The sequence below is a fragment of the Enterobacter sp. CP102 genome (assembly GCF_025152625.1).
In the GTDB taxonomy this organism is placed as follows: domain Bacteria; phylum Pseudomonadota; class Gammaproteobacteria; order Enterobacterales; family Enterobacteriaceae; genus Enterobacter; species Enterobacter soli.
Window position 1 is genome coordinate 102,501 of record NZ_CP104014.1, and the last position, 22,470, is coordinate 124,970.

Below are 22,470 nucleotides of genomic sequence, written 5' to 3' on the forward strand. Positions count from 1 at the left end.
AAACTGGCGTTTGCGGTTTTTTATTGCATTATGGCGCTGTGGGACGCGTATTTATTGGGCGATTATTTACGCCCGGAATGGCCGAAGCCGCCTTCGCCGCGGTCGGTGGCGTCAAAGTCTTCCACCAGGTTAAATTCTGCCTGCACCACCGGTACAAATACCATCTGCGCGATGCGTTCGCCTGGTTCAATGGTGAAGCTGTCCTGACCACGGTTCCAGACGGAAACCATCAGTTGACCCTGATAGTCAGAGTCGATCAGACCGACCAGGTTACCCAGCACGATACCGTGCTTGTGACCAAGGCCAGAGCGAGGCAGGATCACCGCTGCCAGCGACGGGTCAGCAATGTGAATCGCCAGCCCGGTCGGGAGCAGGGTGGTTGCACCCGGCGCCAGCTCTACGGCGTCATCGAGACAGGCGCGCAGGTCAAGACCGGCAGAGCCGGAGGTGGCATAGGTTGGCAGCGGGAATTGCTGACCAACACGCGGGTCCAGAATCTTAACGTCGATTTTTTTCATCATAACGGGTAACGATCTCGTCCAGTAATTGTTGGCCCAGGAGTTCCTTGCGCTCAAGCGGTAAGACTTTATCTCCATCCTGCCAGAAAAGGTGCAGTGCGTTGCTGTCGCTGTTAAATCCTTGAGTGGCCAGCGATACGTCGTTCGCGCAAATCAAATCGAGGTTTTTGCGGGTACGTTTTTGCCGGGCATATTCTTCCACATTATTCGTTTCTGCGGCAAACCCAACAACGTAAGGACGGTGGTTTTTCAGAGAAGCAACACCGGCAACGATATCCGGGTTTTTCACCATTTTTATTGTTAATTCATCGCCTTGTTTTTTGATTTTCGCATCAGCAATGGTCTCTGCACGGTAATCAGCCACCGCCGCACAGCCGATAAAAATCTGCTGATTTTGCGCGTGAGCCTGCACGGCCGCTTCCATTTCCAGCGCCGTTGTTACATCAATACGCTGCACAAAAGGCGGCGTCGGTAGTGACACCGGGCCACTTACCAGCGTGACGTTTGCCCCGCGTTTTGCCGCGGCCTGAGCAATGGCAAAGCCCATCTTACCGGAGCTGTGGTTGGTGATATAGCGCACCGGATCCAGCGGCTCGCGCGTTGGGCCCGCGGTAATCATGATGTTGAGATGTTGCAGATCGTTGACAGGCGAAAAATGCGCTGCAGCCATATCCACAATCGTCAACGGGTCGAGCATTCGCCCAGGGCCGATATCGCCACAGGCCTGGCTGCCGCTGTCTGGCCCCCAAATCAGCAGACCACGTGCGGCCAGGGTCTCCAGATTATGCTGAGTGGCGGCATTACGATACATCTGCTGGTTCATGGCAGGAACTACCGCAACAGGTGCAGGTGTTGCCAGGCAAATTGTCGATACGAGGTCGTTTGCCATGCCTGCGGCAACGCGCGCAATCAGGTCGGCCGTTGCCGGGGCAAGAATAACCAGGTCCGCCCATTTGCCCAGCTCAATATGGCCCATAGCGGCTTCGGCAGCCGGGTCCAGCAGGCTGTCTGATACCGGGTATCCTGAAACGGCCTGTAGGCTCAGGGGAGTGATAAAGGCTTTACCGCCTTCCGTTATCGCGACCCGCACATCGGCCCCGCGCTCGCGCAAGCGGCGTACCAGCTCCGGCGCTTTATAGGCAGCAATACCGCCGCTCACGCCAAGAACGATTTTTTTACCGGCCAGGCTCATCATGATTCTTTCCTGTTGGGTTTCACCAGAGAGCGGGCATTTTATCACAATCCCAAAAGCGGGGTGATTTTGTCCTTCGGTCACTTTGCGAGGCGTTACGCAAGAATGAAAACTGCGCGTCGAACGCGGTACTGGCCTGTGGCAGCATAGACGGTAACCACAAGGAGACAGGGATATGGAAGGTATTTCACCCATGTTACCGCGTGAAAAAATGCTGAATTACGGCATCACGTCGCTAACGGATGATGAACTGCTGGCGCTGTTTTTACGCACCGGCACACCAGGGAAAACGGTTTTCACTCTGGCGCGTGAACTGTTGCAACACTTTGGTTCGCTATACGGCTTACTTACTGCCGAGCTGGCAGAGTTTAAGCATGTTGAAGGTATCGGCGTGGCGAAATATGCCCAACTGAAAGGCATTGCAGAGCTTGCCCGGCGTTTTTACAGCGTGCGGATGCTGGAAGAGGATTCGCTCTTAACCCCTGACATGACGAGAGAATTCCTGCAAAGCCAGCTGACGGATGCCGAGCGCGAGATCTTTATGGCGATCTTCCTCGACAATAAAAATAGGGTGCTGAAGCACTGCCATCTGTTTTCGGGAACGCTGAACCACGTTGAGGTCCATCCGCGAGAAATTGTGCGGGAAGCGATAAAAGTGAATGCAGCCGCCGTGATCCTCGCGCATAATCACCCCTCAGGCTGTGCGCAACCGAGCAGAGCCGACAAAGAGATCACTGCGCGCATTATCAAATGCTGTCAATTCATGGACATTCGTGTGCTGGACCATCTGATAATTGGTCGCGGAGAGTACGTTTCTTTTGCAGAACATGGTTGGATTTAGACCATTTCACGCGATCCATCGGGATCTTTGTCTGTTCGGGACTTGAGCACATCGCCGAGTCAGCGTATACTACGCCACCTTTGAGAATCTCGGGTTTGGCAATTGGGCCTGGCAATCGAGAGTTCGCTTAGAACTGCGATGACCGGGCTGTAAAGCCTGACGAGGCGCCGATACCCCATACGAAGCTCGAGCTAATTTGATTTTTGGAGAATAGACATGTCCCGAGTCTGCCAAGTTACTGGCAAGCGTCCGGTGACCGGTAACAACCGTTCCCACGCACTGAACGCGACTAAACGCCGTTTCCTGCCGAACCTGCACTCTCACCGTTTCTGGGTTGAGAGCGAGAAGCGTTTTGTCACCCTGCGTGTATCTGCTAAAGGTATGCGTGTTATTGATAAGAAAGGCATCGATACAGTTCTGTCCGAACTGCGTGCCCGTGGCGAAAAGTACTAAGTACTTAAAGAGGAAATAAATCATGGCTAAAGGTATTCGCGAGAAAATCAAGCTGGTTTCTTCTGCTGGTACAGGTCACTTCTACACCACCACGAAGAACAAACGTACTAAGCCGGAAAAACTGGAACTGAAAAAATTCGATCCAGTTGTACGCCAGCACGTACTGTACAAAGAAGCTAAAATTAAATAATTTTAGTCTCCTTGTATTGAAAAACCCCGCTCCTGCGGGGTTTTTTGCATTCTGACTCTCTCAACGGAGGAACCATGCCTGAATTACCTGAGGTAGAGACCAGCCGCCGCGGTATTGAACCCCATCTGGTTGGCGCGACCATTCTTCATGCTGTCGTGCGCAATGGCCGTCTGCGCTGGCCGGTTTCCGATGAGATCCACGCCCTGAGTGATAAACCGATTCTGAGCGTGCAGCGCCGCGCCAAGTATCTGCTGCTGGAGCTGCCGGATGGCTGGATTATCATCCACCTGGGGATGTCCGGGAGCCTGCGTATCCTCAGTGAAGAGTTACCTGCCGAAAAGCATGACCATGTGGACCTGGTGATGAGCAATGGCAAAGTGCTGCGCTACACCGACCCGCGTCGCTTTGGGGCGTGGTTGTGGACCAAAGAGCTTGAAGGGCATAGCGTGCTGGCCCATCTGGGGCCTGAGCCACTCTCTGACGCCTTTAACGCAGACTACCTGAAAGAGAAGTGCGCGAAGAAGAAAACCCCGATCAAACCCTGGCTGATGGATAACAAGCTGGTGGTGGGCGTGGGCAATATCTACGCCAGTGAATCCCTGTTTGCTGCGGGCATTCATCCTGACCGTCTGGCGTCGTCGCTGTCGGCCCAGGAGTGTGAACTGCTGGTCAGAGTGATTAAAGCGGTACTGCTGCGTTCGATTGAGCAGGGCGGAACGACGCTGAAGGATTTCCTGCAAAGTGACGGTAAGCCGGGCTATTTTGCGCAGGAGTTGCAGGTGTATGGCCGTAAGGGAGAGCCGTGCAGAGTGTGCGGGACACCGATTATTGCCACGAAACACGCTCAGCGCGCCACGTTTTACTGCCGCCAGTGCCAGAAGTAATGCAGTTCCGGCCGGGCAAGCGTAACGCCGCCCGGCAATCAGAGGGCTACTTAAGCTTTTCCATCAGCGCCTGATGGACGTTCACCGGCAGGAAGTGGGTCACATCGCCGTGATGACGGGCGACCTCTTTCACCAGCGTGGAAGAGATAAACGACCACTCTTTTGACGGCATCAGGAACACGCTCTCCAGATCCGGCATCAGATGGCGGTTCATGTGCGCCAGCTGCATCTCATACTCGAAGTCAGCCACCGCGCGTAACCCACGGATCAGGATATTAGCCTGCTGGGTACGGGCGAAATTGGCCATCAGGTCGCTGAACCCCACCACTTCAACGTTCGACAGATGTGAAATCGCATCGGTAGCGAGCTGAACGCGCTCGGGCAGATCGAACATCGGCTTTTTGCTTGGGCTGGCGGCAATCGCCAGAATCACCTTATCAAACATGCTTGCCGCACGGGTGATGATATCAAGATGACCGTTGGTGATTGGATCGAAGGTACCCGGATAAATCGCTTTTGTGCTCATGGCTCACGCTTTCTCTGAGTAGCCGCGGCTCAGCGCCCACAGCTCGGTGTATTTGTTAAAAGTATACTGGGCATTCACAACTGCCAGTAACCAGCCCTGTTTTCCGTCCAGCACACCGCCACGCAGCAGCAGGGTTTTCAGAAATGCCCCGATCGTATGGGTGAAAATACCGGTCAGCGTTGCCTTCTTGCCGCGCTGATGGCGTTCCTGTGCCCATGCAGTAGCGTAGTTGAGCTGTTTACGCTGGAAGCTGGCGAAATCGCGGCAGGTCAGGTGCAGTAAATCACCGTTTAAGGCGACTACCTGAGCGTCGTCGCAGGCCAGGGATTCATGGACCAGGTTATCGTTGTACTGGTAGCGCTCGCGTTCATAGAGGCGCATCACGCGGTCAGGGTACCAGCCGCTGTGGCGCATAAACCGGCCGAGAAAGTAGTTACGACGCGCGATGCTGTATACAGCACCTGACTGAGGCGCGGCGAGCACGCCCTGAATTGCCTGCTGAAGCTCTGGCGTAATGCGCTCGTCGGTGTCGATCATCAGCACATAGTCGCCGGTTGCATAAGATTGCGCGCGTTGACGCTGGACGCCATAACCCTGCCAGTCCGTATTCGTGTACACCTTTACGCCTGCTGCACGGGCTATCTCTGCCGTGTTGTCCTCACTGCCTGAATCGAGGAGGACAATTTCGTCAGCCCAGGCCACAGAGGCCAGGCAATCGGGAAGCAGGTCGGCGGCGTTTTTGGCGATCATGACGACCGACAGACGCTGAGACATTAATGGCTCCGCTGAGGCAGATAAGGTTGAAGAAGTTGCAGCAGACGAGTCAGTGCGCCCTGGTTCTGATGCAGCACCTCGACGGCATGGCGGCCGTACCACAGACGGTAATCTTCGTCAGTCAGCAGGTTTGACACCTCTTTGACCACCGAGTCAGCATCGGTCACGGTAATTAAGCCATCGGCTTGCTGCAATTTAGCGCAGATATCTTTGAAATTAAATGTGTGCGGGCCCATCAGCACCGGGATCGCGTGCGCCGCAGGCTCCAGTGGGTTATGACCACCGCGCTCAACCAGGCTGCCGCCCACAAAGGCGAGGTCGGCAATTCCGTACAGCAGCATCAGTTCGCCCATCGTATCGCCAATCACCACCTGGGTGCTGCTGGATGGGATCTCGCCGCTGCTGCGCAGGGTGAAACTGAAACCGCCTTTCTGCACCATCTCGCGGGCGTCTTTGAAACGTTCCGGGTGACGCGGCACCAGAATCAGCAGTAAATCCGGGAATTTTTCCAGCAGCTTACGGTGCGCTTGCAGGATGACCTCTTCTTCGCCGTCGTGGGTGCTGGTGGCAATCCAGACCTGGCGGCGCGGGGCCCACTGGCGACGCAACGTGACAGCGCGTGCGGCAAGCTCAGGTGTGACCGAAATATCGAATTTCAGGCTGCCGGTCACCGCAAGCTGGTTGCGTTTGAGGCCAAGAGAGACAAAGCGTGCGGCGTCTTCTTCGTTTTGTGCGGCAATCAGCGTGATCTTGCCCAGCAGACGACGCATAAATTTACCCAGCTTGCCGTAGCCTTTAGCCGAGCGCTCAGAAAGGCGCGCGTTGGCGATAACCAGCGGGATCTTACGGGCATGGAGGGCGGAAATCATATTCGGCCACAGTTCGGTTTCCATCACGATCACAAGCTTTGGGCGAACGGTATTCAGGAAACGATTCATGGCGCAGGGCAGATCGTAAGGCAAATAGACGTGATGCACGTCTTTGCCAAATGCGGACATCACACGCTCAGAGCCGGTCGGGGTCATGGTGGTGACGGTGATCGGCAAAGAGGGGTAACGATGGCGCAGGGCGCGTACCAGCGGAATAGCCGCCAGCGTTTCGCCAACAGAAACGGAATGCAGCAAAATACCGTCCGGGGCGACTTTATTGCGGCAATAGCCATAGCGTTCAGCCCAGCGTTTTCGGTACGCAGGCGCTTTACGGCTACGAAGCAACAGTCGCAGCCACACCAGTGGCTGAATGATGTAGAGCAGGGCGGTATACAACAATTCCAAGCGATTATCCGTTTTTTTAGTTTCGGCGGGCAAATTCTAAGCATTTAAGCCAGGTAAAGCTATCTCTTATGCCAGATACCGCTTTAAACGGAAATAACGGCGACCCAGGCGCCAGTGCTGGCGAAGCCCACGGGCGTTTTTCCAGATAAGCGTCCAGATCCCGCGATCGAACAGCTCCTGGATAATTTCACGTTTTTTGGCCGTATCGCCAATGTTGTTAATCGCGTGCAGGATCCCCAGACCCTCTTTCGCGATTTGCCACTGGCAGGCCGGCACGCGGCGCACAGCATCCGGGTAGCGCTGGTTGATAACGTACAGCATCTCAAGGATTTTCATATAGTGACGCGCGTTACGCATCCGCGTGTCATCCGTGCCCGGCGTGTGTGATACCGACGCAGAATGGATGAGATAGTCATAGAAGGTTTCGTCTGTGTACTGAACGCGTTTGGCGGTCAGCAGCACTTCGGTGGTCCACGGAATATCCTGGTGGCGCAGCCCATGCTCAAACGTGAACCCCTGCGCTTTAATAAAGGCGTGGCGATAAATATTCAGCCAGGTCACATGCAGGAATTTACGCGATGCCAGCGCGCGCTGAAGCCAGGTTGGGCCGTCCAGCACGTCGGTGGATTGCAGTTTGTCAGACGGGAAGATTTTTTTTGAAGGTCTGCCGTCATCGTAAATATAGGTACCGTTACAGGTGGCGACGTCGAGATCGTTTTTCTTCGCCATCTCAAGCAGGCGTGGGTACATGCCGGGGTAGATCACATCGTCGATATCCGGGAATGCGACATACTCGCCTGTGGCCTCAGCCAGACCGGTATTACGGGCGGCAGAAACGCCCTGGTTGCTCTGTTCGATAACCTTGTAATACGGGAACTCACTGGCGTATTGCGCAATGATCGCTGCAGAGTTATCGCTTGACCCATCGTCCACAACGACAAGTTCCAGACTGTCCAGATGTTGAGCTTTGATGCTGTCGAAAAATGCACTCAGGAATTTTTCACCGTTATAGACGGCGACCACAAGGCTCAATAAAGGTGTGTCGGACATGCTTTCTCCGTTGTGTTCAGGGCAGGCCACCCATGTTGGTGGTACCATTCGTGCTGTATTATATCTGGTGGATACTAAAAACATATGCCTGGAAGGACAAAGATACCCTCAGGCGGCAAATTAGCGTCACGCTGGCGAGATTCATAACAGGAAATGTATGCATATTGTTCACACTGAAGCAGACGGTGGTAAAGGCGGGCAGCCTTTGCGCATTATTAACGAATCGTTAGGCATGATTCAGCGTGGCCATCAGGTGACCATTCTTTGCCCGGAAACCGCGCCGCTGCACGCAATGGCGAAAAGCGCCGGGTTAAAGGTTGTCACCATGCCGTTAAAACGTAAGAACCTTAAAAACCTGCAATTGTTGCGTCGCTGGCTGAGTGACAACCGCAAATCGATTGATGTCATCAATAGTCATAACTCGGCGGATACCTGGCTGGTTGCGCTGGCAAACCTGACGCTGTCGAACCCTGTTCCGCTGGTGCGCACGCGCCATGCCTCTGGTGTGCCGCGCAATAACTGGACGACGCGCTGGCTGTTCCGTAAAGCCTGCGCCCATATCGTCACGACCGGTGAGGCGCTGCGTCATCAGGTGGCGGATATTGGCGTTCCTATGTCCCAGAGCACATCCGTGCCGAGCGGTGTGGATACGCAGCGTTTTCATCCGGCAGATAAACACGACGCCCGCGTGCACTGCGGATTGGCGCAGGAGGATTTCTGGCTGGGGGTGGTATCGCATTTGCGTCCGAACAAAGGCCACAGCGTGCTGCTGCGCGCCCTGGCGCAAATTGATAACCCGCACATCAAGCTGGCGATTGTCGGGGAAGGGCCGCACAAGGCCACGCTGGAGCAGGAAATCGTCGGGCTGGAATTGCAACAGCGTGTGGTAATGGCGGGGCATCAAAGCGATCCTGAGCGCTGGTTCCCGGCGTTTGATATTGCGCTGAGTCCTTCACACGATATGGAAGGTGTCCCTCAGGGCGTCCTGCAATCGCTGGCGTCTCGCATTGCCACCATCGCGACAGATGCGGGTGGGACAGCGGATGCGGTGATTGATGGGCAGACGGGGATTCTGGTCGCACAGCGCGATGAAAAAGCGCTGCACGATGGCATCGTAAAACTGTATGACGACGCAGCCCTTCGCGAGAAGCTGGCGCAGCAGGGTTATGATTACCTGAGCACCCACTTTACTCGCGAATGTATGCTGGACGCGATGGAGAAAGTCTTCTCTGAAGCGGCTCAGCGCAGCAGGTCGCGATAAAGCGCCTGGAGCTCTTTTGCCATTCTGTCCAGGGTGTAGGGTTCAGCCGTTGCGCGCGCAGACGCTGAATAATCAACGCCCTGGCCACGGCCTTGCAGCCAGTGGGCGATAGCCTGCTGGTAGCCTTCACTGTCGAGCGCGTCGCGCACCCAGCCGTTTTGACCTTCAGTTATCCACTCTGCCGCGCCGCAGCCGTGGCTGGTGAGCAGCGGCAGACCGCAGGCCAGCGCTTCCACGCAGACGTTCGGGAACGGATCGTAGAGCGTCGGCAGGATCAGCGCATCCGCCGTGCCGTAAACTTCCCGCACATCCGCCACCGGCCCCAGGAATCGCACGCGTGACGCCACGCCGAGCGTCTGTGCCAGCTTTTCAAATTTGCGCGCGTGTTTATCGCGGCCGGCAACCAGCAGCCAGACGTCAGAATGCGGGACAATGGCACGCAGCGCGGTGGCCACACCTTTACGGCTAAAACCAGACCCGACATACGCCAGCACTGGCGCATCTTCCGGGATGCCGAGCGCCGCGCGCTGCGACAACGAGCGGACCACCGGGCTGAAATACGCCGTATCCACGCCGTTGTAGATAACGGTCAGTTTGTCATCCGACAAGGCAAAACGGCGGGCGATGTCATCACGCACCATTTTCGAGTTGCAGATAACGGTGCGCAGCTGCGGATGGGTAAACATCTGCGCTTCGGCCTGCAAAATATAGCGGTGGTAGCGGCTGAACGACTGCGCCCAGCGTGCCAGCGGCGATAAAATGCGACCATACTGCTCAAGCCAGGTGGCGTGTACGCCATCGCCTGCGCGGAAAATGGTTGCCCCTGGAATTCGTTCATGGCTTTGCACAATATCGAACTGAGCAAAATGCGAGGCCGCTTCCACTGCAAATCCGGACTCACGGGCAATACGGTTGCGGAAGGGCGGGTTTACCGTCAGCGTTTTCCAGCCTGAAGCATCTTCCCACTGGCGGGCAATCAGCGTGACATCCAGAGTCGTGTCCTGGGCCAGCACGTTCAGCGCGCGGGAAACAAAACGCTCCGCGCCGCCGTTGGGGTTGTAGGTCTGTCGGACGATCGCCAGCTTCATGCAGGATATTCCAGCAGCAGGGTATCAATGGCGCTCAGCACCTGTTGCGGGGTAATGGCGGTGATGCAGTCGGAAACGCCACCGTCACCGCAGCCTGCCTTGCCGCAAGGCTGGCAGGTAAACCCGGCAGTGATCACGCGATAATTCACGCCCCACGGTGCCCATTTGATTGCCCCGGTTGGGCCAAAGATTGCGACTGTTGGGGTCCCCACAGCACTCGCAAGGTGCATTGGCATGGAGTCAACGCCAAAGTAAATACGCGCGTGCTTCATCAGGGCGCCCAGCTCTTTCAGGTTCAGCTGACCGCTTAAATCAAACACCGGCTGGGTAAGCGCAGCACGCAGCTCATCCATATACGCGGTTTCTTCTTTTGACGGCGCGGCAGAGAGGATAATCGGCAGGCCACGAGCCGCCAGGTTATCGATTGTTGCCGCCAGCTTTTTGATATCCCAGGCTTTAAACATCCAGCGCGACGTCGGGTGCACCAGAATGTAGGATTTACTCTGTAGACCAAAACCGGCCAGTTTCTCTGCAACGGAGGTTTCCGCCGCGTCACCCGGTACAAACAGGGTATGTTTGTCTTCATCAGACTGCGGGTGAATACCGATCCGGCGCAGGGCGTCCAGGTTTACTTCCACCATATGGCGGCTGTTGTCCTGAATCGCCGGGTAGAGCGTGGTGAAGGATTTCACCCAGCGACGACGTGCCAGTCCACCGCGTTTATCCGGCTTAAAGCCGACGGAGACACGCGGCTTCAGCCGACGCGCCAGACGCGCGCCGTGCCAGTGTTCGGTCAGATTAATCAGCACATCGTACTGGCGCCCTTTCAGCGTATTGACCAGCGCGCGATACAGGCGGAACTGCTCGAACCAGCCCTTTTTGCGCCAGTTGCGACCAATGGTATGCACCTGATCGATATGCGGGTGGCTGGTCAGCATCGCCTGCGTGTCGTCATAGACCAGCGCGTCGACTTCAACGTTCGGCCAGTTCTTTTTCAGGACGGTAAAGACCGGCGAGGTAAGCAGCACGTCACCGTGGTGACGCAGCTTAATGATCAGCACGCGCTTTGGTGGGCGCTCCGCTGAGAAAAAATCAGACATAGGCTCTCTCTGCTGCCAGCAAAGGCTCTAATTGCGCAAATACCGCAGCGGCGCTGAGGTCGCTCAACTGCGATGAATGTTCCGGGCGGCAGATATATTGATTTTTTCCGTAGCCGCCGATAAGACCCGGGTCCGTTGGGCCGTAAAGCGTAATATTAGGTCTATCCAGCGCGGCCGTCAGGTGGCTCAGGCCAGTATCCACCGATACCACTGCCGTCGCGCCCGCCAGCTCTTGTGCCACGCCGTCGAGCTTCATGCGTGGCAACACGTCCACATAATCAAACCCTTCCGCCAGGCGTTTGGCGCGCGCTTCTTCATGCGGGGCACCCCACGGCAGTTTGATGTGCAAACCTGTGTTGCCCAGTAGACCAATCAGCTCACGCCAGTGGGCTTCCGGCCAGTGTTTGTCATCCCGGGTGGTGGCATGGAGGAAAATCAGATAAGGCGCGCTAACGTGCTGTGAATTATGGAGGAAATGCTGCGAAATAGCGTAATCGCCCTGCATTTCAGGTTTGGCATAACCCAGACTTTTGGCGAACAGCTCACGGGTACGCTCCACCGCGTGCTGCTGCTTCGCAATATGATGGCGACGGTTATAGAACAGGCTTGCCAGCGGTTCGCGGGCGGTTTGCCAGTCCATGCCGTGCTTTACGCCGTGCGCCAGTCGCGTCACCAGCGCAGCGCTTTTGACCAGCCCTTGCGCGTCGATAATGGCATCGTAATGCTGAGCCTGCACCGCTTCGCGAAACGCTTTGCGCTCGGTTTTAATCGGTGCCGAGAGCCACGCCTTACGCCAGCGGCGGATAGCTACCGGGATCACGCGATCGACCGCTTCATGCCAGGTGGGGATCTGCGCGAAGCCTTCTTCCACCACCCAGTCAAAACGAATGCCGGGAATGGCCTGCATCGCGTCCGTCAGGGACGGCAGCGTATGCAGAACATCGCCCATCGAAGAGGTTTTAACGATCAATACCCGCATTCGCTATCCTTCTTCGCTCAACAGCAGTTCGTTAAGCTCTTCGAGCACGCGCTCTGGCGTAATGTCGATCAGGCTCTGATGATAGCCTTGCGCCGCATCGCCTTTACGCACCTTGTGGTAGCCGGTGATCAGGCGAATCACACGCGCTTTGTGTGACAGCGGTGGGGTGAAGTCCGGGCTGCTTGGACCATACAGGGCAACCAGCGGGCGGTTAAGGGCGGCAGCAACGTGCATCAGACCAGAGTCGTTGGTGACCACGGCTTTACAGGCGGCAATCAGAATAACCGCTTGCTCAAGCTGAGTTTCCCCGGCCAGGTTGCGGCACCAGGCCTGCTGTTCTGTGCTCAGCGCGGCAAGGATTTCATTACCCGCTTCGTGATCTTTCGCCGAGCCGAACAGGACAATCTGGTTGCCTTCGTCGATAAGCTGTTTTGCCAGTTCGGCGTAGTGATAGTGCGGCCAGCGTTTTGCCGGGCCAAACTCTGCGCCAGGGCAGAAACCGATCATCGGGCGTTCGTCAGAAATACCAAACGCGTTGCAGGTCTGGGATTTTTCGCCATCGTTAACTTGCAACTGTGGCCACAACAGCGGCTGCGGCAGGTCTTTCGCACTGCGCATCACGCCTTTGTCGTAGGCCAGTGCCACATAGCGCTCCACCATCAGCGGCCAGGCCGCTTTATCCAGCACGCGGGCGTCGTTCAGCAGGCCGTAACGCATCTCACCGCGCCAGCCGGTACGATGAGGCACGCCAGCAAAGAAGGGCACTAAGGCGGATTTGAACGAGTTTGGCAGCACGTAAGCGCGGTCGTAGCGCTTTTCGCGCAGGCTGTGGCCGAGCTTGCGGCGTTCGCCGATTTCCAGCGCCCCGTGGCCGAGCGGCATCGGGATGGCGTCGTTAACTTCAGGCATCCGCGATAACAGCGGACGGCACCATGCAGGTGCCATCACGTCAATTATCGCCTGGGGATAGCGCGCCTTGAGCGTGCGATAGAGACTTTGCGACATCATCATGTCGCCCACCCATGACGGGCCTATCACCAAAATTTTCATACTTACGCGCTACGGTTCAGCCAGGCCATATATTCCGTTACGCCTTCGGCAACGGTCTTGAACGGCTTGTCGTAGCCTGCAGCACGCAGGTTGGTCATGTCAGCCTGAGTGAATGCCTGGTAGCGGCCTTTCAGTTTTTCCGGGAACGGAATGTACTCAATGCTGCCTTTTTTGTGGTACGCCAGGGTTGCGTCTGCAACGGCCTGGAAGGATTCTGCACGGCCGGTACCCAGGTTGAAGATGCCGGACACGCCGTTTTCCCAGAACCACAGGTTCACTGCGGCAACGTCGCCCACATACACGAAGTCACGCTTGAAGCTATCGCTGCCTTCGAACAGTTTCGGACTTTCGCCATTATTCAGCTGGGTGTTCAGGTGGAACGCCACGCTCGCCATGCTGCCTTTGTGGCCTTCACGCGGCCCGTATACGTTGAAGTAACGGAAGCCCACGATCTGGGAATTCGCTTCAGGCAGAACCTGGCGCACATATTCGTCGAACAGGAACTTAGAGTAGCCATACACGTTCAGCGGCTGCTCATATTCGCGGGATTCGATGAAGTTTGATGTACGGCCGCCGTAGGTTGCCGCAGAAGAGGCATACAGGAACGGAATTTCACGCTCCAGGCAGTAGTGCAGGATCTCTTTGGAGTACTGATAGTTGTTGTCCATCATGTACTTGCCGTCCCACTCGGTGGTGGAAGAGCACGCACCTTCGTGGAAGATGGCTTCGATCTCGCCGAACTCTTCACCCGCCATAATCTGGATAAGGAAGTCTTCTTTATCCATGTAGTCAGCGATGTTCAGATCCACCAGGTTTACAAATTTGGTGCCGTCTTTCAGGTTGTCCACCACCAGGATGTCGGTGATGCCTTTGTCATTGAGAGCCTTAACAATATTGCTGCCGATAAAGCCCGCGCCGCCGGTAACGATAATCATAACTGTAACCTTTGAAGTGTGGAGTCCGGGGACAATCCCGGACGCTAATGTTTCTATCATATCATTAGTATGGCGACCCTTCAGCCATTCACCGACATCGCGCATGGGTACGCGTGATTTATGCTACAAAAACGACAAGAGATAATGTGTCATCTCGTCATGAAGTATAGGTTTGGGTAATATGTGCCGAAATTTGCCGAGTCTGGAGAATTGCAATGCGTGGTGATTTTTACAAACAGTTAAACAGCGACCTGGACACCGCACGTGCGGAAGGGTTGTTCAAAGAAGAACGCATCATCACTTCTGCGCAGCAGGCGGACATCACCGTCGCCGATGGCAGCCATGTGATTAACTTTTGTGCGAACAACTATTTAGGTCTTGCGAATCACCCTGAGCTGATTGCCGCTGCGAAAAACGGCATGGACACCCACGGTTTCGGTATGGCCTCCGTGCGCTTTATTTGCGGCACGCAGGACAGCCACAAGCAGCTTGAGAAAAAGCTGGCGAGCTTCCTCGGAATGGAAGACGCGATCCTGTACTCCTCTTGTTTCGATGCTAACGGCGGCCTGTTTGAAACGCTGCTGGGCGCAGAGGATGCGATTATTTCCGATGCGCTGAACCACGCTTCCATTATCGATGGCGTGCGTCTGTGTAAAGCGAAGCGTTTCCGCTATGCCAACAACGACATGGCAGAACTGGAAGCACGCCTGAAAGAGGCGCGTGAAGCCGGTGCTCGTCATGTACTGATTGCCACCGACGGCGTGTTCTCGATGGACGGCGTGATTGCCAACCTGAAAGGCGTATGCGATCTGGCAGACAAATACGATGCACTGGTGATGGTCGATGACTCTCACGCAGTGGGCTTTGTGGGCGAAAACGGCCGTGGTTCACACGAATACTGCGACGTGATGGGCCGTGTGGATATCATCACCGGCACGCTCGGTAAAGCACTGGGCGGCGCATCCGGCGGCTATACCGCTGCACGTAAAGAAGTGGTCGAGTGGCTGCGTCAGCGCTCCCGTCCGTACCTGTTCTCCAACTCCCTGGCACCGGCCATTGTTTCTGCCTCCATCAAAGTGCTGGAGATGGTGGAATCAGGCGCGGAACTGCGTGACCGTCTGTGGTCCAACGCGCGTCTGTTCCGTGAAAAAATGAGCGCTGCAGGTTTTACTCTGGCCGGCGCCGATCACGCGATCATCCCGGTCATGCTGGGCGATGCGGTTGTGGCGCAGAACTTTGCCCGTGAACTGCAAAAAGAAGGGATTTACGTCACCGGGTTCTTCTTCCCGGTGGTGCCAAAAGGTCAGGCGCGTATTCGCACCCAGATGTCTGCGGCGCATTCGCCTGAACAAATTGAACGTGCGGTTGAAGCCTTTACCCGCATTGGCAAACAACTGGGCGTGATTGCCTGAGGACGTGAGATGAAAGCGTTATCCAAACTGAAAGCAGAAGAAGGGATTTGGATGACCGACGTGCCGGAGCCGGAAGTCGGTCATAACGATCTGCTGATCAAAATCCGTAAAACCGCGATCTGCGGTACTGACGTCCATATCTACAACTGGGACCAGTGGTCGCAGAAAACCATTCCGGTACCGATGGTGGTTGGCCACGAATATGTCGGCGAAGTGGTTGGCATCGGCCAGGAAGTGAAAGGCTTTAAAATTGGCGATCGCGTGTCTGGCGAAGGCCACATCACCTGCGGCCACTGCCGTAACTGCCGCGGTGGCCGTACGCACCTGTGCCGCAATACCGTGGGTGTGGGCGTGAACCGTCCTGGCTGTTTCGCGGAATACCTGGTGATCCCGGCGTTCAACGCATTCAAAATCCCGGACAACATTTCCGACGATCTGGCCTCCATCTTCGACCCGTTCGGTAACGCGGTGCATACGGCGCTGTCGTTCGATCTGGTGGGTGAAGATGTGCTGGTGTCTGGTGCAGGCCCAATCGGCATTATGGCGGCAGCCGTAGCGAAGCACGTAGGGGCGCGCAACGTGGTGATCACCGACGTGAACGAATACCGTCTGTCGCTGGCGCGTAAGATGGGCGTTACCCGTGCGGTGGATGTCTCTAAAGAGAGCCTGAACGACGTGATGGTTGAGCTGGGCATGACCGAAGGCTTCGACGTGGGCCTGGAGATGTCCGGTGCGCCGCCGGCGTTCCGTACCATGCTGGATACCATGAACCACGGTGGCCGTATCGCCATGCTGGGTATTCCGCCTTCAGACATGTCCATCGACTGGAACAAAGTCATCTTCAAGGGTCTGTTCATCAAAGGTATCTATGGCCGCGAGATGTTCGAAACCTGGTACAAGATGGCTGCACTGATCCAGTCTGGCCTGGATCTGTCGCCAATCATTACGCATCGCTTCTCCATCGATGAGTTCCAGCAGGGCTTTGACGCAATGCGTTCAGGCCAGTCCGGGAAAGTTATCCTGAGCTGGGATTAACCTGCTCTCAGGCACCCGTTTTTACGGGTGCCCTTACACTTTTTAGCGGTTTGACTTTCCAGAGGTTACTTGTTAACTTCTGGCGAATTTTTCTCCACTTAGTCTTCTCCGCACGTTCATTCTTGCAGTTATAATGATTACGTCAGGAAAGATATTGCCAGGCTAATCAGGTCATTATGTCCACATTGTTTTCGCAAAAGTTGGTTGATACCCCTTCACGGCTTGCCGCTTTTTTAACTGTAGTTATTTCCCTGCTAATAGTTATTGGCGTTAATATTATCAATGCCAAATATAATGCGGTGATTAACCGGACGCTGGTATTTGTACTGATATTGCTGACGTTAAAATGTATAAATAATAAATTTATTAAAAACGTACTGGCGGTGGTTTTATTAATTCCGGTCGCGGCTGATCTTACCCTTCAGTTATATGCGTGGAATAACTTCAATTCAGCATTCAGCTACGGATTTGCGCTCAGCGTATTAAATACCACACCGGGTGAAGCCAGTTCGATGCTCGGGCTGTACTGGCGTGAATGCATTATCTTTGTGGCGTTTTCCGCACTGTTTATCTATACCGCCAACACCGGTGGATGGCCCGTTGCACCGCGTTTTCGTCGCTGGCCGGGTATTGCGCTGGCATTAACGCTCGCAGCCTTTATTGGCCAGGCCTGGCAGCATCAGCTCAGAAGAAGTAATGTCGAAAGCATGGCGCAGCGCGTCGTGCAGGCCACACCAGTCAGTACCGCAAAAGTGTTTATGCAGGCGATAGAAGATAACGCGGTGGTCGCCAATATTGGCAATAACATTCCCGATTATAAACTCACGCTGTCAGACACTGGGATTGAAAACTATGTGCTGATCATCGGTGAGTCAGAGCGCACGGCAAACATGGGTATCTATGGTTATCCACGGGATACCACGCCGGAGCTGGAGAAGCAGAAATCGCAGCTTTTGCTGTTCCGCAATGCCGTGACTCCTGCGCCGGTCACCATTATGGCCGTGCCGTTAGCGATGACAGCCGATACCGTGAGCAAGCGCGATCCGCATAAATACAGCGATAATGTTATTAATATCGCCAATAAAGCGGGATATGACACCTACTGGTTTAGCCGCCAGGGCAAGGGCGGGGCGCATAATAATGTCATTACCGGCATCGCCATGAACACGAAGGAGCATCAGTGGGTAGAAGGTGGCTATGATGAAGACCTGCTGCCGCTACTGAATGAGGCGCTGAAAAAACCGGGCAAAAAAATCATCGTCCTGCACCTTTACGGTAGCCACGAGCCCGCCTGTCGACGCTTCCCGGCAAACCAGGCTGTTCTGCATGGCGGCAGCGAAGCCGATGATTGTTACGATAACTCGGTGCGTTACACCGATACTCTGATGGGCGATGTCTTCCGTACACTGGAAAACTCGCGTTCATCGGTGATGTATTTTTCCGATCATGGTCTGATTCGCGATCCGCAGCGTTCAGTGGTTTACTCTCACGGTAACGTTAATCCTCCGAGAGAAGCCCTGCACATCCCGATGTTTATCTGGTACGGGCAACAGGTTGATCCTAAAAATAAATTCATTGGCGACTATAATAAGCCCTGGTCGGCTGACGATGTAAACACGCTCGCGGAGTTGTGGTTAGGCATTCATCGTCAGGGAGAGCCTGTGCAATCGGTACAGTCCTGGCTTGGCAGTTACGATAAGAATGTGACGGTGCTGGATACGACCGGTAAGTCGTATGAATGGCGCAATATTCGTTAACACAGGTACGATCAACAAACGTAACGGGATGTGCTAGCCTGTTTTTTACTTTCAGTAAGTGGAATGATGATGAGTAACTTAACATTAGATAAGACCCAATATTATTTATTACAGTTATTATTTGGGCTATGTGCTGTTGCGTTTGGGTGCGTTATTATTTCACCCAATTTTTCGATAAAAGTATTTAGTGTTGCCGGTATTGTGGCTCTGGTTGCATTTTTACTGGATATTAAAAACTTTAAAAAACATGATGCATTTTGGCTATGCCTGGTGCTGCTGGTTATCGGTATTTGCGATCTCGTCTGGTATCGCATGTTTAAGGTAGAGAGTAGCCCGGCGATTAACTCTTACCGCGCTTACCTGGAAGTGGGTAAAATTTGCTTGTTTGGCGCATTTTCGCTGTTTGTATTTGCAAACAGAAGTCAGCTCAAAATCGGTAGCAATAAAGTCCATGTATTTCTGGCTGTTCTGCTTCAGGTGATGATTATTGTTTATGCAAGTTATCAGCACTTTTTCCTTGATAGTCAAAGGGTAACGCTTGCACTGAAGGGGGGGACCAACGCGACGGGTGCGGCGTATACTATTGCCTTTATCTCCTTCTATACCATCCTTGTGATGCAGCACAGCGCTTCCCGCTGGAAAGAGTTTGGCATCCTTGCGCACTTCTTTATTACCTTCCTGATTCTGGTTTCTACAGAAACACGTGCCGCTATTCTGGCGTATCCTGTCATTTTCTTCGGCCTGCTGGTGGTGAAGTTCTACAAAGAAAGGCATATCCCGTGGAAAGGTGTTGGTGTGCTTTTGGTCGCGTTGCTTGCGGGCATGTTTATGATGAAACACAGCCTGATCCAGCGTTATAACGATTTAAACCACGACATTGTTGCCTATGATAAAGACAACAGCACCACGTCCGTTGGGGCGCGTTTTGCCATGTGGAAAACCGGTTTAATTGCGGCAGAAGATAACTATTTCTGGCAATCCACTGATGTGCGTAATGCCAAAATTGCTGAAGTGGTGAAAAAAGATCCTAGCCTGGCAGGCGCGTTAGAACATATGCGTGGTCACTTGCATAATGAAGTGGTTGAGACGCTTTCTTTAAAAGGTCCGTCAGGTTTAATTCTTTATATTCTGTTTGTCATATCTCTTGCGTGGTATGCATTGCGGAAGCTAAACAGCGTTATTCTTTGTGCATTCTTAGCATCATTAATTATGTTCGGTTTAAGCGGCGTCATGTTCTATTCTAAAACAACACCGGTTGCCTGGATGCTGACGCTTATAATGTCGGTTGTTTTCCTGGAGCAAAACAAGCACCGGGATATCATAAAGTAATCGTTTTGATTCTCCACCGGGAAAAAGGTATTCTCCCGGTGGAAAAATGTCATTTAACAGACGAGCACGCTATGAACGAACTGATTTCAGTAATCATCACCACCTACAACAGAGAGGATTTGCTGGAACGCGCTATTCGCTCAGTAATTGCTCAGACTTATCCTGCTGTAGAATTGATTATTGTTGATGACTGTTCGAACGAAAAAACGGCGCAACTTATTGAACGTATACGATCAGAATGTGAAGCGCGTTTTGTGCATTTCACTTATGAACGTAATGAGAAGAACAGCGGCTCTAACTTCAGCCGCAACCGGGGTTACGCACTCTCCCACGGTGTGTTTGTCACCGGTCTGGATGACGACGACTATTTCCTCCCTGAGCGTTTGGCAAAGCTGGTTTCCCGCTACGATGAAAACTATGCCTTTGTCACGGATACCCCAGCCCGCCTGGATAAAACCCACCGCACTTACCCTGATACCAACAATAAAAGAATAATTGGTTTACAGGATATCCTGTGTGAAAACGTGGTGGGTAATCAGGTCCTGACCACGAAAGAGAAACTGTCAGGCGTGGGTGGTTTTTCCCCTGAGATTAAACAACAGCAGGATCGCGATGTCTGGATTAAATTAATCCTGACATATGGTCCCGGTATTAAATACAGCTTTAGCACCGCTATGGTGGATGCTGAGCACGGCAGTAACCGTATTACATCGCAAATTAAAAAATATAATGCTTACCGCAAGCTCTATTTTAAATACCGCGAGCACATGTCCGAAGAAACCAAAAGTAATAACCTGTTCCAGCTGATGTCGTTTCGTGGCTTTAAATCTTCGCGTATGAACTGTTTATTACGCGGGCGTAAAAAAGATGCCAAGCTGAGAATGAAACTGCTACGCCGTACATTAAAAGAGCTATTCTGATATTAATAAGGTGAAATGATGAATCTTAATTTAACGAATAAGCTCATCAAGAAAACACGGCGCTGGCACAAAAAAACCGGTTTATCTCTTTTCCAGCGTGCGGCTGAGCATTTTGAGCAGAAGAAAAAAGAGACGCTGTTTGGCGTGATTGATGCGCTGAAAATTCAGCCTGAATCCGCGAGTAACACTGAACCTGCCCAGTCACGCATCATCTGGATTTGCTGGTTTCAGGGGCTGGAAAGCGCACCAGCGCTGGTTAAGCGTTGTATCGAATCCGTACAACGTAATACGCCTGACGCCAGGGTTGTCATCCTGACGGATGATAATATTCCTGACTACCTCTCGTTACCGGAACACATTAAAACCAAGTATCAGGCCGGACTTATCAGCAAAGCGCAATATTCCGATATTGTTCGCTGCTCATTACTGTACCAGTACGGCGGGATCTGGATGGATGCCACCGTCTTGATGACGAAAGCCGTGCCTGAATCCTTCTATGAAAATAGCTTCTCATCGCTGCGTTTTGATTCGGGTGAAAATGCGACAAGCCAGGGATTCTGGACGGCCTATTTTCTTGCCTCGCAAAAGGGCAATACGCTGGTGAAACTGGTTCGGGATATCCTTTATCGCTACTGGCAACAGCACGATACCCTGATCGAATATTTCTTAATTGATTACAGCTTCTTGTATGCCCGCGAACGTTATCCTCAGTTTCGCGAGATCATGAATGCGCAGCCGGTGACGGGAAATAATCGCTTTTTGATTCGCCAGTTTATCTCTGCTGCACCTGATGCGGCGGCGATTGATACCCTGAATCGCGATCCTGTGGGCATCTATAAACTCTCCCACAAGGAACAGTATCGTACGGCGGATAACGGGAAGCCGACGCTGTACAGCCAGATCCTCGACGATACCTTCCGTCTGTAATGACAAAAAAGCCACCCTCACAGGTGGCTTTTTGTTATCAGGATTTCTTACCCCATCCCTGCCATTGTTGCTGAACGTATTTCACCAGCGTGCTTTCGCCAATGCTTTCGCCAATCACCGTGAAGAAGCGGGTCGCGTAGACCGGCGCTGGCGGTTGTTTCGGTTTACAGCTCTTCACGCCGCGGAACGGATTACGCGGCGCAGATGGCTTAGCAGGTTGTGAAAGATTCGGTGTCGACGTATCAGACTGTGGTTCATTCAGCAGGTCGCTCGGGCGCACCAGCGTGATATCGGCAGGCAACGTCGGCAGCATCTGTTGCAGGACGCGCACGGTAGACGGATGCGGGTGGCCGATAGCAATTGCTGAGCCGTTGCGACGCGCCAGCTGCACCGCGCGATTAAACTGCACGCGGATATCCGCTTCGTTTTGGGTGTCATCCAGGAACACCTTGCGCTTAATGACCTTCACCCCTGTGCCCTGGGCTGCGCGCATGGCCTGGCTGTTGCCGATGGTCATGCTGTCCAGGAAATAGAGATTGTAGCGCTCCAGCGCCTGCATCACCTTGAGCATCCCGTACAGGCTGGATGTCATCGCGCTGCCCATATGGTTATTGAGGCCCACGGCATACGGCACTTTGTTGTACGCATCGCGGATAATGCGATCGATTTCATCGCTGCTCATGTCCGGGCGGAGGGTGTCTTTTTCCAGCGGTTGCTTACTGATTGGTGCCATCGGTAAGTGGATCAGAACCTGATGCCCGCTGTTGTGGGCTTTGGTTGCCATTTCGCGCGCATGTGGTGCATTGGGCAGCACGGCGACGGAAATGGCTGACGGCATCGCCAGTACCTGGTTTTCGGTTTGCGGACGATAACCGAAATCATCAATGACGATGGCAAGTTTGCCTGCGTATACCGGTGCTGCCAGCGCCAGTGCGCTGGCGACGGAGAGAACAATTCGACGAAATTGAAGCAAAA

General features: G+C 53.9%; 23 protein-coding genes. 11 read left to right on the forward strand and 12 right to left on the reverse strand.

Annotated features, from left to right (window positions below; genetic code table 11):
- Positions 1–62: 62 nt before the first annotated feature.
- Both dut and coaBC read right to left on the reverse strand, forming a co-directional pair.
- Positions 63–521: a dUTP diphosphatase gene (gene dut / locus N1249_RS00495; RefSeq protein WP_014068349.1), complete on the reverse strand. Its 459-nt coding sequence runs from the start codon at positions 519–521 to the stop codon at positions 63–65.
- Positions 499–1,710: a bifunctional phosphopantothenoylcysteine decarboxylase/phosphopantothenate--cysteine ligase CoaBC gene (gene coaBC, locus N1249_RS00500; protein WP_259838269.1), complete on the reverse strand. Its 1,212-nt coding sequence runs from the start codon at positions 1,708–1,710 to the stop codon at positions 499–501. Before coaBC ends, dut begins: the two co-directional genes overlap by 23 nt.
- A gap of 175 nt (positions 1,711–1,885) precedes the next feature.
- On the opposite strand from coaBC, the gene radC reads away from it, so the two are divergent.
- The 4 genes from radC to mutM all read left to right on the forward strand — a co-directional run bounded on the left by radC (position 1,886) and on the right by mutM (position 4,078).
- Positions 1,886–2,551, forward strand: a complete 666-nt coding sequence (radC, locus tag N1249_RS00505) for a RadC family protein (protein ID WP_259833708.1) — start codon at positions 1,886–1,888, stop codon at positions 2,549–2,551.
- A gap of 216 nt (positions 2,552–2,767) precedes the next feature.
- Positions 2,768–3,004: a 50S ribosomal protein L28 gene (gene rpmB / locus N1249_RS00510; RefSeq protein ID WP_002436699.1), complete on the forward strand. Its 237-nt coding sequence runs from the start codon at positions 2,768–2,770 to the stop codon at positions 3,002–3,004.
- Between the two features lie 22 nt (positions 3,005–3,026).
- Positions 3,027–3,194, forward strand: coding sequence for a 50S ribosomal protein L33 (gene rpmG, locus N1249_RS00515; protein ID WP_003024094.1), 168 nt, complete (start codon positions 3,027–3,029; stop codon positions 3,192–3,194).
- A 74-nt stretch (positions 3,195–3,268) separates the two neighbouring features.
- Positions 3,269–4,078: a bifunctional DNA-formamidopyrimidine glycosylase/DNA-(apurinic or apyrimidinic site) lyase gene (gene mutM / locus N1249_RS00520; RefSeq protein WP_166718143.1), complete on the forward strand. Its 810-nt coding sequence runs from the start codon at positions 3,269–3,271 to the stop codon at positions 4,076–4,078.
- A gap of 46 nt (positions 4,079–4,124) precedes the next feature.
- Here mutM and coaD read toward each other — a convergent pair whose 3' ends face one another.
- The 4 genes from coaD to N1249_RS00540 all read right to left on the reverse strand — a co-directional run bounded on the left by coaD (position 4,125) and on the right by N1249_RS00540 (position 7,702).
- On the reverse strand, positions 4,125–4,604 hold the full coding sequence (coaD, locus tag N1249_RS00525) for a pantetheine-phosphate adenylyltransferase (RefSeq protein WP_166718142.1): 480 nt from the start codon (positions 4,602–4,604) through the stop codon (positions 4,125–4,127).
- 3 nt (positions 4,605–4,607) lie between these two features.
- A complete protein-coding gene (locus N1249_RS00530; protein WP_259833714.1) occupies positions 4,608–5,378 on the reverse strand; it encodes a glycosyltransferase family 2 protein in 771 nt (256 codons plus the stop codon).
- Positions 5,378–6,652, reverse strand: coding sequence for a lipid IV(A) 3-deoxy-D-manno-octulosonic acid transferase (gene waaA / locus N1249_RS00535; protein WP_166718140.1), 1,275 nt, complete (start codon positions 6,650–6,652; stop codon positions 5,378–5,380). Before waaA ends, N1249_RS00530 begins: the two co-directional genes overlap by 1 nt.
- A gap of 66 nt (positions 6,653–6,718) precedes the next feature.
- Positions 6,719–7,702 carry a glycosyltransferase gene (locus N1249_RS00540; RefSeq protein WP_259833717.1) on the reverse strand — a complete coding sequence of 328 codons (984 nt, stop codon included), beginning with the start codon at positions 7,700–7,702 and terminating at the stop codon, positions 6,719–6,721.
- A 157-nt stretch (positions 7,703–7,859) separates the two neighbouring features.
- Here N1249_RS00540 and N1249_RS00545 point away from each other — a divergent pair, with 157 nt between their 5' ends.
- On the forward strand, positions 7,860–8,963 hold the full coding sequence (locus N1249_RS00545; protein WP_259833721.1) for a glycosyltransferase family 4 protein: 1,104 nt from the start codon (positions 7,860–7,862) through the stop codon (positions 8,961–8,963).
- On the opposite strand, the gene N1249_RS00550 is transcribed toward N1249_RS00545, so the two are convergent.
- Genes N1249_RS00550 through rfaD form a run of 5 tightly spaced genes read right to left on the reverse strand, consistent with a single transcriptional unit; the run spans position 8,942 to position 14,115 of the window.
- Complete coding sequence (locus N1249_RS00550) at positions 8,942–10,051, reverse strand: glycosyltransferase family 4 protein (RefSeq protein ID WP_259833723.1); 1,110 nt, start codon at positions 10,049–10,051, stop codon at positions 8,942–8,944. The genes N1249_RS00545 and N1249_RS00550 overlap by 22 nt on opposite strands.
- On the reverse strand, positions 10,048–11,151 hold the full coding sequence (rfaQ, locus tag N1249_RS00555; RefSeq protein WP_014068359.1) for a putative lipopolysaccharide heptosyltransferase III: 1,104 nt from the start codon (positions 11,149–11,151) through the stop codon (positions 10,048–10,050). Before rfaQ ends, N1249_RS00550 begins: the two co-directional genes overlap by 4 nt.
- Complete coding sequence (gene rfaC, locus N1249_RS00560) at positions 11,144–12,130, reverse strand: lipopolysaccharide heptosyltransferase RfaC (RefSeq protein WP_259833726.1); 987 nt, start codon at positions 12,128–12,130, stop codon at positions 11,144–11,146. The genes rfaQ and rfaC overlap by 8 nt, the downstream gene beginning before the upstream one ends.
- 3 nt (positions 12,131–12,133) lie before the next feature.
- Positions 12,134–13,180: an ADP-heptose--LPS heptosyltransferase RfaF gene (gene rfaF, locus N1249_RS00565; protein WP_259833727.1), complete on the reverse strand. Its 1,047-nt coding sequence runs from the start codon at positions 13,178–13,180 to the stop codon at positions 12,134–12,136.
- 2 nt (positions 13,181–13,182) lie between these two features.
- Positions 13,183–14,115, reverse strand: coding sequence for an ADP-glyceromanno-heptose 6-epimerase (gene rfaD / locus N1249_RS00570; RefSeq protein ID WP_259833729.1), 933 nt, complete (start codon positions 14,113–14,115; stop codon positions 13,183–13,185).
- A gap of 215 nt (positions 14,116–14,330) precedes the next feature.
- On the opposite strand from rfaD, the gene kbl reads away from it, so the two are divergent.
- From kbl to N1249_RS00600, 6 genes are all read left to right on the forward strand, one after another.
- On the forward strand, positions 14,331–15,527 hold the full coding sequence (gene kbl / locus N1249_RS00575; RefSeq protein WP_014068363.1) for a glycine C-acetyltransferase: 1,197 nt from the start codon (positions 14,331–14,333) through the stop codon (positions 15,525–15,527).
- 9 nt (positions 15,528–15,536) lie between these two features.
- Positions 15,537–16,562, forward strand: coding sequence for an L-threonine 3-dehydrogenase (gene tdh / locus N1249_RS00580; RefSeq protein WP_259833731.1), 1,026 nt, complete (start codon positions 15,537–15,539; stop codon positions 16,560–16,562).
- Positions 16,563–16,738: 176 nt separating this feature from the next.
- Positions 16,739–18,319: a phosphoethanolamine transferase gene (locus N1249_RS00585; protein ID WP_259833733.1), complete on the forward strand. Its 1,581-nt coding sequence runs from the start codon at positions 16,739–16,741 to the stop codon at positions 18,317–18,319.
- Positions 18,320–18,382: 63 nt separating this feature from the next.
- The gene (locus N1249_RS00590; protein ID WP_311202514.1) at positions 18,383–19,648 is read left to right on the forward strand and encodes an O-antigen ligase family protein; all 1,266 of its coding nucleotides are present in this window, start codon (positions 18,383–18,385) and stop codon (positions 19,646–19,648) included.
- Between the two features lie 71 nt (positions 19,649–19,719).
- Positions 19,720–20,568, forward strand: a complete 849-nt coding sequence (locus N1249_RS00595; RefSeq protein ID WP_259833736.1) for a glycosyltransferase — start codon at positions 19,720–19,722, stop codon at positions 20,566–20,568.
- Positions 20,569–20,583: 15 nt separating this feature from the next.
- Entirely contained in the window at positions 20,584–21,495 is a 912-nt protein-coding gene (locus N1249_RS00600) for a capsular polysaccharide synthesis protein (RefSeq protein WP_259833738.1), read from the forward strand.
- Positions 21,496–21,532: 37 nt separating this feature from the next.
- Here N1249_RS00600 and N1249_RS00605 read toward each other — a convergent pair whose 3' ends face one another.
- Positions 21,533–22,468, reverse strand: coding sequence for a divergent polysaccharide deacetylase family protein (locus N1249_RS00605; protein WP_259833740.1), 936 nt, complete (start codon positions 22,466–22,468; stop codon positions 21,533–21,535).
- Positions 22,469–22,470: the final 2 nt, after the last annotated feature.

What these genes read in the sequence shown, in the direction of transcription:
- N1249_RS00595 (WP_259833736.1), top strand. Translation starts at nt 19,720, where the DNA reads ATGAACGAACTGATTTCAGTAATCATCACCACCTACAACAGAGAGGAT.
- N1249_RS00540 (WP_259833717.1), bottom strand. Translation starts at nt 7,702, where the DNA reads ATGTCCGACACACCTTTATTGAGCCTTGTGGTCGCCGTCTATAACGGT.
- coaD (WP_166718142.1), bottom strand. Translation starts at nt 4,604, where the DNA reads ATGAGCACAAAAGCGATTTATCCGGGTACCTTCGATCCAATCACCAAC.
- rfaF (WP_259833727.1), bottom strand. Translation starts at nt 13,180, where the DNA reads ATGAAAATTTTGGTGATAGGCCCGTCATGGGTGGGCGACATGATGATG.
- rfaC (WP_259833726.1), bottom strand. Translation starts at nt 12,130, where the DNA reads ATGCGGGTATTGATCGTTAAAACCTCTTCGATGGGCGATGTTCTGCAT.
- radC (WP_259833708.1), top strand. Translation starts at nt 1,886, where the DNA reads ATGGAAGGTATTTCACCCATGTTACCGCGTGAAAAAATGCTGAATTAC.
- N1249_RS00590 (WP_311202514.1), top strand. Translation starts at nt 18,383, where the DNA reads ATGATGATGAGTAACTTAACATTAGATAAGACCCAATATTATTTATTA.
- kbl (WP_014068363.1), top strand. Translation starts at nt 14,331, where the DNA reads ATGCGTGGTGATTTTTACAAACAGTTAAACAGCGACCTGGACACCGCA.
- coaBC (WP_259838269.1), bottom strand. Translation starts at nt 1,710, where the DNA reads ATGAGCCTGGCCGGTAAAAAAATCGTTCTTGGCGTGAGCGGCGGTATT.
- N1249_RS00530 (WP_259833714.1), bottom strand. Translation starts at nt 5,378, where the DNA reads ATGTCTCAGCGTCTGTCGGTCGTCATGATCGCCAAAAACGCCGCCGAC.
- tdh (WP_259833731.1), top strand. Translation starts at nt 15,537, where the DNA reads ATGAAAGCGTTATCCAAACTGAAAGCAGAAGAAGGGATTTGGATGACC.
- N1249_RS00550 (WP_259833723.1), bottom strand. Translation starts at nt 10,051, where the DNA reads ATGAAGCTGGCGATCGTCCGACAGACCTACAACCCCAACGGCGGCGCG.
- rfaQ (WP_014068359.1), bottom strand. Translation starts at nt 11,151, where the DNA reads ATGTCTGATTTTTTCTCAGCGGAGCGCCCACCAAAGCGCGTGCTGATC.
- N1249_RS00545 (WP_259833721.1), top strand. Translation starts at nt 7,860, where the DNA reads ATGCATATTGTTCACACTGAAGCAGACGGTGGTAAAGGCGGGCAGCCT.
- N1249_RS00600 (WP_259833738.1), top strand. Translation starts at nt 20,584, where the DNA reads ATGATGAATCTTAATTTAACGAATAAGCTCATCAAGAAAACACGGCGC.
- rpmG (WP_003024094.1), top strand. Translation starts at nt 3,027, where the DNA reads ATGGCTAAAGGTATTCGCGAGAAAATCAAGCTGGTTTCTTCTGCTGGT.
- N1249_RS00585 (WP_259833733.1), top strand. Translation starts at nt 16,739, where the DNA reads ATGTCCACATTGTTTTCGCAAAAGTTGGTTGATACCCCTTCACGGCTT.
- rpmB (WP_002436699.1), top strand. Translation starts at nt 2,768, where the DNA reads ATGTCCCGAGTCTGCCAAGTTACTGGCAAGCGTCCGGTGACCGGTAAC.
- mutM (WP_166718143.1), top strand. Translation starts at nt 3,269, where the DNA reads ATGCCTGAATTACCTGAGGTAGAGACCAGCCGCCGCGGTATTGAACCC.
- rfaD (WP_259833729.1), bottom strand. Translation starts at nt 14,115, where the DNA reads ATGATTATCGTTACCGGCGGCGCGGGCTTTATCGGCAGCAATATTGTT.
- dut (WP_014068349.1), bottom strand. Translation starts at nt 521, where the DNA reads ATGATGAAAAAAATCGACGTTAAGATTCTGGACCCGCGTGTTGGTCAG.